Source organism: Luteimonas sp. MC1828 (assembly GCF_016461615.1).
Taxonomy (GTDB): domain Bacteria; phylum Pseudomonadota; class Gammaproteobacteria; order Xanthomonadales; family Xanthomonadaceae; genus Luteimonas.
In genome coordinates this window covers 390,824-404,299 of the sequence record NZ_JAEMNY010000002.1, presented here as the reverse complement: position 1 = coordinate 404,299, position 13,476 = coordinate 390,824, and the positions used below count along the sequence as shown (strand labels likewise).

The 13,476-nt window shown below is 71.7% G+C and carries 12 protein-coding genes; 7 read left to right on the top strand and 5 right to left on the bottom strand.

The features are described 5' to 3' along the window. Nucleotides 1-41: 41 nt before the first annotated feature. Nucleotides 42-635 (bottom strand): hypothetical protein, encoded by a 594-nt coding sequence (locus JHB91_RS11705; RefSeq protein WP_199472992.1) that lies wholly within the window; start codon nt 633-635, stop codon nt 42-44. A gap of 132 nt (nt 636-767) precedes the next feature. Continuing rightward, nucleotides 768-2,927: an adenosylcobalamin-dependent ribonucleoside-diphosphate reductase gene (locus JHB91_RS11700; RefSeq protein ID WP_199472991.1), complete on the bottom strand. Its 2,160-nt coding sequence runs from the start codon at nt 2,925-2,927 to the stop codon at nt 768-770. A gap of 455 nt (nt 2,928-3,382) precedes the next feature. On the opposite strand from JHB91_RS11700, the gene JHB91_RS11695 reads away from it, so the two are divergent. The 7 genes from JHB91_RS11695 to JHB91_RS11665 all read left to right on the top strand — a co-directional run bounded on the left by JHB91_RS11695 (nt 3,383) and on the right by JHB91_RS11665 (nt 9,666). Next, nucleotides 3,383-4,837, top strand: coding sequence for a Do family serine endopeptidase (locus tag JHB91_RS11695; protein WP_199472990.1), 1,455 nt, complete (start codon nt 3,383-3,385; stop codon nt 4,835-4,837). A gap of 22 nt (nt 4,838-4,859) precedes the next feature. Then, on the top strand, nt 4,860-5,222 hold the full coding sequence (locus JHB91_RS11690; RefSeq protein ID WP_199373606.1) for a hypothetical protein: 363 nt from the start codon (nt 4,860-4,862) through the stop codon (nt 5,220-5,222). 99 nt (nt 5,223-5,321) lie between these two features. Continuing rightward, nucleotides 5,322-5,870 (top strand): phage holin family protein, encoded by a 549-nt coding sequence (locus JHB91_RS11685; protein WP_199472989.1) that lies wholly within the window; start codon nt 5,322-5,324, stop codon nt 5,868-5,870. 13 nt (nt 5,871-5,883) lie between these two features. Further along, nucleotides 5,884-6,360 carry a hypothetical protein gene (locus tag JHB91_RS11680; RefSeq protein WP_199472988.1) on the top strand — a complete coding sequence of 159 codons (477 nt, stop codon included), beginning with the start codon at nt 5,884-5,886 and terminating at the stop codon, nt 6,358-6,360. Nucleotides 6,361-6,377: 17 nt separating this feature from the next. After that, nucleotides 6,378-7,526 carry an AI-2E family transporter gene (locus JHB91_RS11675; RefSeq protein ID WP_199472987.1) on the top strand — a complete coding sequence of 383 codons (1,149 nt, stop codon included), beginning with the start codon at nt 6,378-6,380 and terminating at the stop codon, nt 7,524-7,526. Nucleotides 7,527-7,546: 20 nt separating this feature from the next. Then, complete coding sequence (locus JHB91_RS11670; RefSeq protein ID WP_199472986.1) at nt 7,547-8,293, top strand: HAD-IA family hydrolase; 747 nt, start codon at nt 7,547-7,549, stop codon at nt 8,291-8,293. Continuing rightward, the gene (locus JHB91_RS11665; protein WP_199472985.1) at nt 8,290-9,666 is read left to right on the top strand and encodes a leucyl aminopeptidase family protein; all 1,377 of its coding nucleotides are present in this window, start codon (nt 8,290-8,292) and stop codon (nt 9,664-9,666) included. The genes JHB91_RS11670 and JHB91_RS11665 overlap by 4 nt, the downstream gene beginning before the upstream one ends. A 6-nt stretch (nt 9,667-9,672) precedes the next feature. Here the strand turns inward: JHB91_RS11665 and JHB91_RS11660 are convergent, their stop codons facing one another. The 3 genes from JHB91_RS11660 to JHB91_RS11650 are packed head-to-tail and all read right to left on the bottom strand — an operon-like array spanning nt 9,673 to nt 13,433. Beyond that, nucleotides 9,673-10,275 carry a response regulator transcription factor gene (locus JHB91_RS11660; RefSeq protein WP_199472984.1) on the bottom strand — a complete coding sequence of 201 codons (603 nt, stop codon included), beginning with the start codon at nt 10,273-10,275 and terminating at the stop codon, nt 9,673-9,675. Continuing rightward, complete coding sequence (locus tag JHB91_RS11655) at nt 10,272-11,564, bottom strand: sensor histidine kinase (RefSeq protein ID WP_199472983.1); 1,293 nt, start codon at nt 11,562-11,564, stop codon at nt 10,272-10,274. Before JHB91_RS11655 ends, JHB91_RS11660 begins: the two co-directional genes overlap by 4 nt. Nucleotides 11,565-11,582: 18 nt before the next feature. After that, nucleotides 11,583-13,433 (bottom strand): CIA30 family protein, encoded by a 1,851-nt coding sequence (locus JHB91_RS11650; protein WP_199472982.1) that lies wholly within the window; start codon nt 13,431-13,433, stop codon nt 11,583-11,585. Between the last annotated feature and the right edge of the window lie 43 nt (nt 13,434-13,476).

Sequence of the window (13,476 nt, the reverse complement as noted above, 5' to 3'; positions counted from 1 at the left end):
TGGTGCCCGTCCTCCCCCATGCGGGGGAGGACCTGGCGGGATTACCTGGCGGCGGACTTCCGGGCGCCGGCCTTTTTCGCGGCCTTCTTCGGTGCGGCCTTGCGGACCGCCTTGCCGACGGCCTTCTTCGCCGCGGCCTTCCTGGGGGCGGCCTTCTTCGCGACCTTCTTCGCGACCTTCTTCACCGCGGCCTTTTTCGTGGCCGCCTTCTTCACCACCTTGCGGGTGGCCTTCTTCACCGCGGCCTTCGTCGCCGCCGTCTTCCGGGCCACCTTCTTCGCGGCCTTCTTCACCGCTTTCTTGGCAGTCGCCTTCTTCGCCGCCTTCTTGGCCGTGGCCTTCTTCGCAGCCTTCTTGCCCACGCCCTTGCGCTTGAGCGTGCCTGCCTCGGCCTTGGCGCTGGCGCTGGTCGCGGCCAGGCTGCTCTTGGCCTTGGCCACGCGCTTGGTCACGGCCTTCTTCGCCTTGCCGGCGGACTTGGCGACGGCCTTCTCGGCCTTCTTCGCCGTGGTCTTCGCCGTCTTCACCGCGCTGGAGGCGCGCTTGGACACCGCGGCACCAAGTTCCTTCGCCTTGTCGGCGACGGCCTCGGCGGCATTGCTGAGGGTCGTGGCGACCCCGTTGCCGTTGCTCATCTTGTTCCCCTCGTCGGTCGTGTGGCGGGCAAAGCGCCCGCGGGGCGAAATGTAGCGCGAAGCCGTTCCGTGCATGCAAACGCGGAGTGCACAGCCGTCCGCCCCGTCGACCCGGGGCGGGCGGCGACCGGGCTAGAACTTGCCGTAATAGCCTTCCTTGAGCGCGTCGAAGAGGTTGGCGGCGCTGTGCATCTCGCCGTCGTACTCGATCTCCTCGTTGCCCTTCACCTCGACAGTGCTGCCGTCCTCGAGCTCGAAGCGGTACAGGGTGTTCTCGAGGTCGGAATCCTTGACCAGCACGCCCTGGAACGCGGCGGGATTGAAGCGGAACGTGGTGCAGCCCTTCAGCCCCTGCGCGTGCGCGTACAGGTAGATGTCCTTGAAGTCCTCGTAGGGGTAGTCGGTCGGGACGTTGGCGGTCTTGGAGATCGACGAGTCGACCCACTTCTGCGCCGCGGCCTGGACGTCGACGTGCTCCTTCGGATTGATGTCGTCGGCGCTGATGAAATAGTCCGGCAGCTTCGCATCCGCCTCCTCGCTGAACGGCATCGCCTTCGGGTTGACCAGCACCCGGTAGGCGAGCAGCTCGTACGAGAACACGTCGACCTTTTCCTTCGACTTCTTGCCTTCGCGGATCACGTTGCGGCTGTAGTGGTGCGCAAACGACGGCTCGATGCCGTTGGAGGCGTTGTTGGCCAACGACAGGCTGATCGTGCCGGTGGGCGCGATGGAGCTGTGGTGTGTGAAGCGCGCGCCGGTCTCGGCGAGCTGCTCGACGAGTTCGGGGGCGACCTCGGCAATGCGCTGCATGTAGCGCGAATAGCGCGCGTGCAGGACCTTGCCGGGGACCTCCTGGCCGATCTTCCAGCCGTCGCGCGCCATCTCGGGGCGCTTGCGCAGCATTTCGGCGGTGACCTCGAAGCGCTCCTCCATGATCGGCGCCGGGCCCTTCTCGCCGGCCAGCGCGAGGCCGGTTTCCCAGCCCGCCACCGCCATGTCGCGGGCGATGCGCTCGGTGAACTCGCAGCTCTCCTTCGAGCCGTACTTCATGCGCAGCATGGTCAGCGTGGAGCCGAGGCCGAGGAAGCCCATGCCGTGGCGACGCTTGCGGATGATCTCGCGGCGCTGCTCCTCCAGCGGCAGGCCGTTGACCTCGACCACGTTGTCGAGCATGCGCGTGAACACGCGCACGACCTCCTTGTATTCCTCCCAGTCGAACGTCGCCTGGTCGGTGAACGCGCCGTGCACGAAGCTGGTCAGGTTGACCGAGCCGAGCAGGCAGGCGCCGTACGGCGGCAGCGGCTGCTCGCCACAGGGGTTGGTGGCGCGGATGGTCTCGCACCACCAGTTGTTGTTCATCTCGTTGACGCGGTCGATCAGGATGAAGCCCGGCTCGGCGTAGTCGTACGTCGAGACCATGATCATGTCCCACAGGTGCCGCGCGCGGATGTGGCCGTAGACCTTGCACGCCACCAGGCCGTCGTCGCGGACGATGTAGCCGGCGTGCTGCGGCCAGTCGCGCCACACCACCTGCGCCGGGTCGGCCATGTCGATGTCGCCGGTTTCCTTGTCGCTCACCGGGAACACCAGCGGCCAGTCACCATCGGACTTGACCGCGTCGATGAAGCCGTCGGTGACCAGCAGCGACAGGTTGAACTGGCGCAGGCGACCATCCTCGCGCTTGGCGCGGATGAAGTCGCGCACGTCCGGATGTCCGACGTCGAAGGTGCCCATCTGCGCGCCGCGGCGGCCGCCGGCCGACGACACCGTGAAGCACATCTTGTCGTAGATATCCATGAACGACATCGGGCCGGAGGTGTACGCGCCGGCGCCCGCGACGAACGCGCCGCGCGGGCGCAGCGTCGAGAACTCGTAGCCGATGCCGCAGCCCGCCTTGAGCGTCAGGCCGGCCTCGTGGACCTTTTCCAGGATGCCGTCCATCGAATCGACGATGGTGCCGCTGACCGTGCAGTTGATCGTGCTGGTGGCCGGCTTGTGCGCCAGCGCGCCGGCGTTGGACGTGATGCGGCCGGCGGGGATCGCCCCGCGGCGCAGCGCCCAGAGGAAGCGCTCGTTCCAGTACTTCTGCTTTTCCGCGCTCGGCTCGGCCTCGGACAGCGCGCGGGCCACGCGCTGGTAGGTGCCATCGATGTCGGCATCGACGGCGTCGCCCTGCTTGGTCTTCAGGCGGTACTTCTTGTCCCAGATGTCGGCCGAGGCCGGCTGCATCGGGATGTCCTGTTCCTTGCCGGCCATGGTGTTCTGTACAGCCTCCAGGCGAACCGTGCTCATGCTGCTCCTATCTCCTTGTCGCTGCCCGGCTGCGCGTGCACAGGCCCGTTCTTGTTGTGATGCCGGTCGCGGACCGCTGTGGGCGGATCGCGCCGACGGCAAAGCCACAGGCGCGCAACGCGCGCCATGCGACAGGTCATCGTTTGTGGTGGCCGGCTGCGAGGTCCTGCATGCGGAACCACCCCCCCGTGGATTCTGCGGTGCCGGCGCCCATTCAACAACCACTGGGCCCTGCGTTGCTTTCCGACCCCAACATGTTGTGGCCGCGGGTACGGACGTTAAGCGCGAGCCGGGACGAAGTCAAATGCATTTCACGGCCTGCGCGGGAAGTACGCGCGGCTGCGATTCGCACTGAACATGAGACGTACGACACACCCGTACGGCCTCGACCCGCCCGTGTCCCCGCGCGACACTTCACGGCCCCCAGACCTTGCAACCTGCATAAAGAGACACCGATGCGCCCATCCGCCCGTGCCACCCTGCTCGCCCTGACCGCCGCCGCCGCCTTCGGTGGCTTTGCCGCGACCGCGATCCGCAGCGGGCTCGAGAGCCCGGCGCGCGCCGCGCCGGCTTCGGCCGTGGCATCGGTGCCGATGGCCGCGGGCTTGCCAGGCCAAGTGGCCGGCCAGCCGTTGCCCTCGCTTGCGCCGATGCTGCGCCGGGTCACGCCGGCGGTGGTCAGCGTGCATTCCCGCCAGCGCGTGCGCATCAACAACCCGTTCGCCAACGACCCCTTCTTCCGCCGCATGTTTCCCGACATTCCCGAGGAGCGGATCAACGAGTCGCTGGGCTCGGGCGTCATCGTCGACGCCGCGCGCGGCTACGTGCTGACCAACCACCACGTGATCGAGGGCGCCGACGAGGTGTCGGTGACGCTGGCGGACGGCCGCACCCTGGCGGCCGAGTTCGTCGGCTCCGATGGCGACACCGACATCGCGCTGATGAAGATCCCGGTGGCGCCCGACGGCACCCCGCTGCAGGCGATGCCGCTTGCCGACAGCAGCGCGCTGGAGGTCGGCGACTTCGTGGTCGCGGTCGGCAACCCGTTCGGTGTCGGCCAGACGGTGACCTCGGGCATCGTGTCCGCGGTAGGGCGCAGCAACGTGCCCGGCGTGGGGTTCCAGAATTTCATCCAGACCGACGCCAGTATCAATCCCGGCAATTCCGGCGGTGCGCTGGTCAACCTGCGCGGCGAACTGGTCGGCATCAACACCGCCAGCTTCAATCCGCGCGGCAGCATGGCCGGCAACATCGGCCTGGGCTTCGCGATCCCGGCAAACCTGGCGCGTGACGTGCTGCAGCAGCTCGCCTCCACCGGCGAGGTGCGCCGCGGCTCGCTGGGCCTCGACAGCCAGGATCTCGACGACCGGCTCGCCGCCAGCCTCGGGCTGGAGCCGGGCAGCCGGGGCGCGGTGGTGACCCGCGTCTATCCCGGCTCCGCCGCGGCCGAGGCCGGCATCCGGCCCGGCGACGTGATCGCCGCCGCCAACGGCCAGCGCATCGCCAACAGCGAGTCGCTGCGCAACTTCCAGGGCCTGCAGCCGGCCAATGCGCGGGTCACGCTCGAGGTACGCCGCGACGGCACGACCCGCCAGGTCGCCACCACGCTGCGCGAGCAGCCGCGCATGATCGCCGGACAGCAGCTCGACCCGCGGCTGTCAGGCGCGTCGTTCGCCGACCTGCCCGAGGCGCTGCGGCGCAGTGGCGCGGGCGGCGTGCTGGTCGAGAGCGTGGCGCCGGACAGCCGCGCCGCTCGCAGCGGACTGCGCGAAGGCGACGTGGTGCTGGCCGTCGGCCGCGCCCGCGCCGCCGACCTGGCCGGCCTGCGCACCGCGTTGTCCGATCCACCGCAATCGCTTGTGCTGCGCATCCAGCGCGGCCGCAGCCAGGGCAACCTGGCCATCGAATGACCCCCCAACGGAGATGACCGCAATGACCCCGACCCACACCGAAAACCTGAAGTCCAACCTCTCCACCGCCGGCGGCCACGTGAAGCAGGCGGCCGTCGATTCCGCCGACGCGCTGCGCGGCGCAGCAGCGGCGGCCGGTGAAGAACTCCGCCTCGGCAGGGCCAACCTGAAGTCGGACCTGGCCGACGGCGCGCTGGCCGGGCTGTCCGCACTGGAAGAGGCCGCCGGCGCCGGCGGCGAGCAGGTGGACCAGCTGCTCGACAAGGGCCGCGACCTCCTCGACAGCGCCGCCGACCTGATCCGCGAGCGTCCGATCGCGTCCTTCGGCGTCGCCTTCGCCGCCGGCTGGATCATCGCCAAGCTCGCACGCAGCGGCGGCAAGTAATCCGGCGTGCAGGGAACACCGCCCCCGTCCGCACCACCGCCGGGTCCCGCACCCGGCGGCTGGCATGGCCCGTCGGCACCCGGTCCCGATGGCAACGCCATGCCGGATGACGGCGCGCCCGACCGCGCGACGGACGGTGCCCCGCCGCCCGACCTGATCGAATCCCTCCGTGGCCTGCGCGACACCGGCAAGTCCGGCCTGGATGCCGCGGGCGAAGCCGCCAAGGCGTTCCGCAGCCTGCTGGTGGCCGACGTCTCGCTCGCGCGCAGCGCGGCCGGCCGCAGCATCGCGTTCGCGGGCGTGGCGGTGGTGTTCGGGGCGTCGTCATGGCTGCTGCTGATGGCGGCGCTGATCGTGCTGCTCAGCAGCCAGCTAGGGCTGCCCTGGTGGGTCGCGCTGTGCGGCTGCGCCGTGCTCAGCGCGCTGGGCGCATGGCTGGCCGTCCGCAAGGCGGCCGATTATTTCGAACATACCCGCCTGAAAACCACCCGGCGCCAGCTCGCTCGACTTGGCATCGGCGAGTTGTCGGAACTCGTGCCCGGCGCCGCATCCGCCGAATCCGCACGCGCGGCCGAAGTCCGCGTGCGCGAGGAGGCCAAGCGTGCACCGGTGCGCGACGAGCGCGGCGTCGACGTCACCCCGCCATGAGGAGACCGCGTCCGTGAGTTTCGACAAGCTGCTCGCCAAGGTGGAACAGGCCGAGGATGCGCTGGAGGCCCGCGAGCGTCAGGTCGCCGCCGACCTGCGCGTGCTGGGCACCGCGTGGCGCGAGACCCTGACGCCGACGCGCATCGTCATCGCCGGCCTCATCGCCGGTTTCCTCGCCGGGCGCGCGCGGCCGGTGCATGCCGGCGCGGCGATCGGCGGCCTGGGCGGCACCCGCTGGCTGCAGCTGGCCAGCAGCGTGGCCGGCCTGGTCGGCGCGCTGCAGGCGAAGTTCGCCGCGGAGGGCGCGGAAAGCGCCGCGAAGGGCGCCGAGGCCGAAGTCGCGGCCGCCACCGAGGCGCCGGCGGGCGCCGCGGACGCGGCTTCGGCGCCGACGCTGTCGCCGAGCGAACGCCGCTACAGCGCCGATCCGGCGTGGGATGTTCCACCGGTTGCGGCCGAAGCCGCCACCGAACTCTCGGAACGGCGCTGACCCGCGGGAGCGGATCCATGAGCGAAGCACCAACACCCGTCACCAAGGTGCCGGTACCTGCCTCCGCGCCGGCGCCTGCGCCCGCTGCCGCGGGCGTGGCGGATGCCGCGCCGGCACGCCGACCGCCGGCATCGCTCGCCGTGCTGGTGCTGGCCACGCTCGCGATCGGCTACACGCTGTGGGTGGCGCAGGACGTGATCCTCCCGGTGCTGCTGGCGATGTTCTTCGCCCTGATCGGCAACCCGGTGATCCGGGCGCTGCGCCGGCTTTACCTGCCGCGGTCCCTGGCCGCGCTGCTGGTGCTGGCGGGCGGGCTTGCCGCGGCGGGGCTGCTCGGCCAGCAGCTGCTGGCACCGGCGATCGACTGGATGCAGGAGGCGCCCAAGCAGATGCGCCAGCTCGGCGGTGAGTTGCGCGACCTGGCCAAGCCCATGCACGAAGCCAACCGCGTGGCGGAAGACATCGCACGGCTGGCTGGCGGCGAAGGGGCGGGCGGCCGCCGCCCCGAAGTGATCCGCACCCAGGAGGACGACCCCTACGCGATCTTCAACAAGGCGCCCAAGGCCGTGGCATCGGTGCTCGCGGTGGTACTGCTGACGTTCTTCTTCATGGTGTTCGGCGAAGACCTGCAGCGCCGCGCCATCGCGCTGCTGCCAACGCGGCAGCGGCAGCGGGTCACCGTGGAGATCATGCAGTCGGTGGAGCGCGAGATCTCGCGCTACGTGTTCACCATCAGCCTGATCAACGCCGCCGTCGGCCTGCTGCTGGCGGCGATCCTGCATTTCGCACTCGGCGTGGGCATGCAGGAGGCGTTGCTCTGGGGCACGCTGGCGATGCTGCTCAACTTCGCGCCGTACGTGGGGCCGATGATCGGCATCGTGGCGATGCTGGTGATGGGTTTCGTGACCTGGAAAGAGGTCGGACCGTCGCTGCTGCCGGCCGCGATCTATCTCGGCCTGCACACCCTGGAAGGCCAGATCCTCACCCCGCTGGTGCTCGGCCAGCGCATGCGCCTGTCGCCGCTGGTGCTGATCCTCGCGCTGATGGTGTTCGGCGCGCTGTGGGGCATCATCGGCCTGCTGCTGGCGGTGCCGCTGCTGGCCTGCGCGAAGCTCGTGGTCTCGCGCATCGACGGACTCGAAGGCTGGGCCCGGCTGCTGGAGTGAGGCCCACGTACAATGGCGCCATGGCCTTCGACGTCCGCGCCATCACCCTCGACCTCGACGACACGCTGTGGCCGTTCGCCCCGATCGGCGTGCGCATCGAACACGCGCTCGACGACTGGATGCGCACGCACTGCCCCGCCACCGCGGCGATGTTCCCGGTCGCCGCCATGCGCACGCTGCGCGAGCAGATGTTCGCCCGCCACCCGCAGCTCGCGCATGACATGTCGGCGCTGCGCCGGCTGACCATCGAACACGCGCTGCGCGAGAGCGGCGCCGACCTGGCGCTCGCCGGACCCGCCTACGAGGTGTTCTTCGCCACGCGCAACGAAGTCGAGTTCTATCCCGAGGCGCGCGACGCCCTTGCGCGCATCAGCGCGCGGGTGCCGGTGGTGGCGCTGAGCAACGGCAACGCCGACCTCGACCGCATCGGCATCCGCCACCACTTCACCGCCTGCGTCAGCGCGCAGGAACACGGCGCGGCCAAACCCGACGCCAGCATCTTCCTCGCCGCCTGCGAGCGCGTGGGCCTCGCGCCCGCCGAAGTGCTGCACGTCGGCGACCATCCCGAGGCCGATGTCGCCGGCGCCGCGCGCGCCGGGCTGCGCAGCTGCTGGATCAACCGCCGCGGCGCGGATGGCCGCCGCCCGCCGTGGCGGCACCGCAGCGCCACGCCCGACCTCAATTTCGACACCCTGTCCGGACTGGCCGACTGGCTGGAGGCGGCGACCGCCGCGCCGGGCGATGACACACGGAGCACCCCCGCATGAGTTCCACGCCCGTCACCGGCACTGCCGACGCCACTTCCGCACAGCCGCTGCACCTCGTCGACCGCGACGGCCTCGCCGCCTGGCGCGCCGCGCAGCCGGCTGCCGTCGTTGCCTGGCTCGACGCCAATTGTTTCGACGCGGCGCCGGGCAGCCACCTGCTGCTGCCCGCCGGCGACGGCGGGCCGGCGAGCGCCGTGCTCGGCATCGGTGACCGCCTCGACCCCGCCAGCTACGCGCACGCGCCGATGTCGCTGCCGGGCGGCGACTGGGCGCCGGCGGCAGCACTCGATGACGCCGCATGCCACGCCCTGCAGCTCGGCTGGGGCCTGGGCAGCTACGGTTTCGACCGCTACAAGGCACGCACGCGTACCCCGGCGCGGCTCGTGCTGGCGCAGCCCGATGCCGAAGCCGCCGACATCCTCGCCGCCTGCGTGCGCGTGCGCGACCTGGTGAACACGCCGACGCAGGACATGGGGCCGGAACAGCTCGAAGACGTTGCGCGCGGCATGGCCGAGGCGCACGGCGCCGCGTTCGAGGCGATCACCGGCGACGCGTTGCTGGCGCAGAACTTCCCCGCCATCCACGCCGTCGGCCGCGCCTCGCACCGTGCGCCGCGCCTGCTGGCGCTGCGCTGGGGCGACGCCGCGCATCCGCATGTGGCGATCGTCGGCAAGGGTGTGTGCTTCGACACCGGCGGCCTGGACATCAAGCCGGCCGACGGCATGCGCAACATGAAGAAGGACATGGGCGGTGCCGCGCACGCGCTGGCGCTTGCCGAGCTGGTGATGGCGCGCGGGCTGCCGCTGCGCATCACCCTGCTGGTGCCGGCGGTGGAGAACGCGATCGGCCCGGACGCGTTCCGCCCCGGCGAGGTGATCGCCACGCGCACCGGCGTGAGTGTCGAGATCGACAACACCGACGCCGAGGGCCGGGTGATCCTCGGCGACGCGCTGGCCTATGCCGGCGAACAGGCGCCCGACCTGATCCTCGACTTCGCCACGCTCACCGGCGCCGCGCGCATCGCGCTCGGCCCCGACCTGCCGGCGCTCTTCAGCAACGACGACGCGCTGGCGCAGGCCTGGCTCGACGCCGGCATGCAGGTGCGCGACCCGCTGTGGCGCATGCCGCTGTGGCGGCCGTACCTGCGCTACCTGACCAGCAAGGTCGCCGACATGGCCAACGCCGGCTCGAAGATGGCCGGCAGCGTGACCGCGGCGCTGTACCTGGAGCGCTTCGTGCCCAAGGACATGCCGTGGGCGCACCTCGACACCTACGCCTGGAATGACAGCGACCGCCCCGGCCGCCCCGCCGGCGGCGAGGCGCTGGGTCTGCGCGCGGCCTACGCGATGCTCAAGGCGCGCGCGGCCCGCTGAGGCCGGCTACAGCCAGCCCTTCTGCCGCGCGAGGCGATACGCCTCGATGCGGTTGCCGACGCCGAGCTTGCCGATCGCCTCCGACAGGTAATTGCGCACGGTGCCATGCGACAGGCCGAGCGCCGCTGCGATGTCGGCGGCCGCCTGGCCCTCGCCGGCCAGGCGCAGCACCTGGCGTTCGCGCTCGTTGAGCGGGTCGGCTTCGGACCAGGCTTCGAGCGCGAGCTGCGGGTCGATGGCGCGACCACCGGCGTGCACCCGGCGCAGTGCCTCGGCAAGCCGCTCGATCGGCGCGTCCTTCAGCAGGTAGCCGTGCACGCCGGCATCCAGCGCGCGGCGCAGGTAGCCGGCGCGGGCGAAGGTGGTGACGATGACGACCTTGGTCGCCAGCCCGTGGCGCTGGATGCGCTGCGCAAGCTCCAGGCCGGTGAGGCCGGGCATTTCGATGTCGGTGACCAGCAGGTCGGGCGAGGTGCGCTGCAGGTCGCGCCATGCGGCCTCGCCATCCGCCGCCGCGGCCACCACCTCGATGTCGGCCTCCATCGCGAGCAGCGCGGCGAGCGCGCCGCGCAGCAGGGCCTGGTCCTCGGCAAGCACGATGCGGATCATGCGCCGCCATCCGTGGTGCGGCGCACGCCAGCGTCGGCAGTGCCACCAGGATTTTCGTGGTCGTGGTCGTGGTCGTGGTCGTGGTCGTGGTCGTGATCGTGATCGCCGGCAGCGTGCGCCGACAGCGGCAGCCAGGCCTCCACCACCGTGCCTCCGCCGGGCGCCGGGCCGATATCCATGCGCCCGCCAAGCGACTCGATGCGCTCGCGCATGCCGCCCACGCCGTTGCCCGGCACGATCGCGCCGCCACGACCGTCGTCGCGGATGCGCAGCGTGATGCCCTCACCCGCGGCACGCATGGTGATCTCCGCGCTTTGCGCGCGGGCGTGGCGCTGGATGTTGGTCACGGCTTCGCGCAGCACCAGCGCCAGCGTGGTCTCCACGCGTGCCGGCAGCGCGCCGCCGGCCAGGCCGCGCTCATCCCAGTCGTGGCGCAGCCCCACGCCGTCGCATTCCAGCAGCAGCTTTGCCGATGCCAGCTCGGCGGCGATGCCCGCCGCGCGGATGCCGCTGACCGCCGAGCGCACCTGCGCCAACGCATCGCGCGCGACACGGCTCACGGCATCGATCTCCGCACGCGCCGCCGCGGGGTCGCGCTCCATCAGCCGCGCGGCCAGGTCCGACTTCAACGCGACCAGCGACAGCGTGTGCCCGAGCAGGTCGTGCAGGTCGCGGCCGATGCGCTCGCGCTCGGCGAGCGCGGCCAGCCGGCGCACTTCGTGGTGCGACAGCCTGAGCGCCGCGTCCGTGGCACGGCTGGCGTGTTCGACGTGGACGATGGTGCCGACGATCAGGGCGACCAGCGGCAGCCACACCACCGCCTGCCACGGGTAGCCGAGCCACAGCGCGAAGCCGACGAACGCGGCGTTGAGCACGGCCAGCAGCAGCACGTAGCGGACCAGCGAGCGCGCGCGCTGGCTGCGCAGCATCACGCAGCCGAACACGAAATAGCTCATGCCCGATGGATACCAGGGCAGGAGCAGCATGCCGAGCGCGATCATCGCCAGGGCGTAGCGCCAGGCGTGCCGCTCGGGGCGTAGCAGCACGCAGGCGTACAGCAGCACGAACAGCGGATACGTCAGCAGCGTAAGCAGCGCCCAGCGCGTGCTGTAGCCGCCCGGCGTGAACAGCGGCGTGGTGAACACCCACGCCGACCACATCAGGTGCACCCATTCGGTCCACGCCGAGCGGCCCTGGCGCTGCACCGCGGCGAGCGCCGAATCGGGCGCCGGCTGCACCCACGCGCGCCAGCCGGACAACTTCGCGCGGTGCGCGCCTGCATGCTCCATGGCGCGATGATGCGCCACTCAGCGCAACTCGACCTGGTCGATGTACAGCTCGAACGCGCCCTGCGGCTGGCCGGCGGTGATCGCCACCGCGCGCAGCGAGGCCACGTCCGCGCCGGCAAAGGACGCCAGCGGGATCCGCACCTCGCGCCACTCCGGTCCGGCGGTGAATGCCTGCATGCTCGGCAGCGCCTGCATCGACGGCCCCGAGAACAGCATCACCTGGTAGCCGCGGCCGTCGCCGCGCGCCTGGAACACCAGTTCGCTGCGCGCCGAGGCGTCGACCGGCTGCATCGGCTGCGCGCCGGGATGGAACATTGTGCCGGCCCATGGGAAGGCGAAGCCGGGGCGGATCTCGCCCGCCACGCGCAGCGCACCGCGCGAGCCTGTGGCGCCGCCTGCGGCCCAGGCCTGGTCGGCGACTGACGTGCCGCCCGCCATGGCATCGGTGGTGAGCTGCCAGCCGTGGCCGAAGCGCACGCCGGTCGCGCCGTCCTCGAAGTCGGCGAGCAGCGCGCCTGCGGCGATCGCCGGCGCTGCAGCCGGCGCGTCCATGCGCGGGCGGACGACGGCGTGGCCGTTTTTCCAGAGGCCGGCGATGGCGCGCGTGGCGGCGATGTCCGCGGTGGGGTCGCCATCGACCAGCAGCAGGTCGGCACGCAGCCCGGGCGCGATGCGGCCGCGGTCGTCGAGGCCGAAGCGACGCGCCGGCACCGAAGTGGCCGCGGCCAGCGCGGCGCGCGGCGACAGGCCGGCGCGGACCAGCAGTGCCAGTTCACCGTGCACGCTGGCGCCGTGGGTGGTGCCGGGATTGCCCGCGTCGGTGCCGGCAAGCACGTCCACGCCCGCCGCATGCAGCGCGGCGACGCTGCGCAGGGCGTTGTCGAACGCCGCCGGTCGCGCTGCGCCGGGGAAGCCGGCGTCGAGCGTGCCGCGCTGTTCCGCGGCCAGCCACGGCGCCAGCCGCGCGTCCGCCGCAAGCGCGCTGCCGCTGCCGTCCTGCGCGAAGCTTGCGACCACCGACAGCGTCGGCACCACGAATGCGCCGCTGCGCCGGGCGGCGGCGACGAACGCCGGCGATGCGGCGGCGTCATGGAACACGTGCACCAGGCCGTCCGCGCCGGATTCCACCGCATGCAGCGCATCCGCCTGCGACGACGCGTGGACCACCGCGCGGCGCTCGTGCGCATGCGCCGCGGTGATCGCGGCGGCGACCTGCGCCGGCGTGATCGTCGGCAGGCGGCGCTCGGCGGAGTGGGTGCTGAAATCCTCGACGATCAGCTTGATGTAGTCGGAGCCCTCGGCCACGCGCGCGGCGACGAACGCCGCGGCATCGCCGTCGGCGGCGAGCGTCGGCACCGGGAAGCCGTATTGCGTGCCGTGGCCGCCGGCGGTGGTGACGGTGGCGCCGGCGGTCCACAGGTCGGCCTGCCCGGTGGCACCGAGCGATTCGCGCTGCGCGCGCAGCGCCGGGATGCGGTTCCAGTCGCCGAACATGTCGAGTTCGGCGGTGACGCCGAAGCGCAGGGCGTCGCGTTGCGCCTCGCCCCAGCTGTGCGTATGCGCGTCGATGAAGCCGGGCAGCAGGGTCCGGCCAGCGCCGTCCACGACCTCGATGCCGGCCGGGATGGCGACATCGGCGCCGACCGCCGCGATGCGGCCATCGCGGATGACGACATTGGCGGCGGGCAACACCCGCTCGCCGTCGAACACGCGCACGCCGGTGATCGCGAAGGCGGCGCCTTCGCCTCCGGACGGCAGGACGACGTCGGCGGCGACCGCGGGCTCCGCGGACGCGCCCTGGGCCAGCACGGCGCCGGCAATGGCGGCGGCGATGGCGCCCGCGGCGAGGATTTCAGGCCAGCGATTCATGGCAACACTCCTTGGAGATCAGCAGCGGTGGCGAACGGTGAAG

What these genes read in the sequence shown, in the direction of transcription:
- JHB91_RS11660 (WP_199472984.1), bottom strand. Translation starts at nt 10,275, where the DNA reads ATGATCCGCATCGTGCTTGCCGAGGACCAGGCCCTGCTGCGCGGCGCG.
- JHB91_RS11695 (WP_199472990.1), top strand. Translation starts at nt 3,383, where the DNA reads ATGCGCCCATCCGCCCGTGCCACCCTGCTCGCCCTGACCGCCGCCGCC.
- JHB91_RS11665 (WP_199472985.1), top strand. Translation starts at nt 8,290, where the DNA reads ATGAGTTCCACGCCCGTCACCGGCACTGCCGACGCCACTTCCGCACAG.
- JHB91_RS11675 (WP_199472987.1), top strand. Translation starts at nt 6,378, where the DNA reads ATGAGCGAAGCACCAACACCCGTCACCAAGGTGCCGGTACCTGCCTCC.
- JHB91_RS11705 (WP_199472992.1), bottom strand. Translation starts at nt 635, where the DNA reads ATGAGCAACGGCAACGGGGTCGCCACGACCCTCAGCAATGCCGCCGAG.
- JHB91_RS11650 (WP_199472982.1), bottom strand. Translation starts at nt 13,433, where the DNA reads ATGAATCGCTGGCCTGAAATCCTCGCCGCGGGCGCCATCGCCGCCGCC.
- JHB91_RS11655 (WP_199472983.1), bottom strand. Translation starts at nt 11,564, where the DNA reads ATGGAGCATGCAGGCGCGCACCGCGCGAAGTTGTCCGGCTGGCGCGCG.
- JHB91_RS11685 (WP_199472989.1), top strand. Translation starts at nt 5,322, where the DNA reads ATGCCGGATGACGGCGCGCCCGACCGCGCGACGGACGGTGCCCCGCCG.
- JHB91_RS11670 (WP_199472986.1), top strand. Translation starts at nt 7,547, where the DNA reads ATGGCCTTCGACGTCCGCGCCATCACCCTCGACCTCGACGACACGCTG.
- JHB91_RS11700 (WP_199472991.1), bottom strand. Translation starts at nt 2,927, where the DNA reads ATGAGCACGGTTCGCCTGGAGGCTGTACAGAACACCATGGCCGGCAAG.
- JHB91_RS11690 (WP_199373606.1), top strand. Translation starts at nt 4,860, where the DNA reads ATGACCCCGACCCACACCGAAAACCTGAAGTCCAACCTCTCCACCGCC.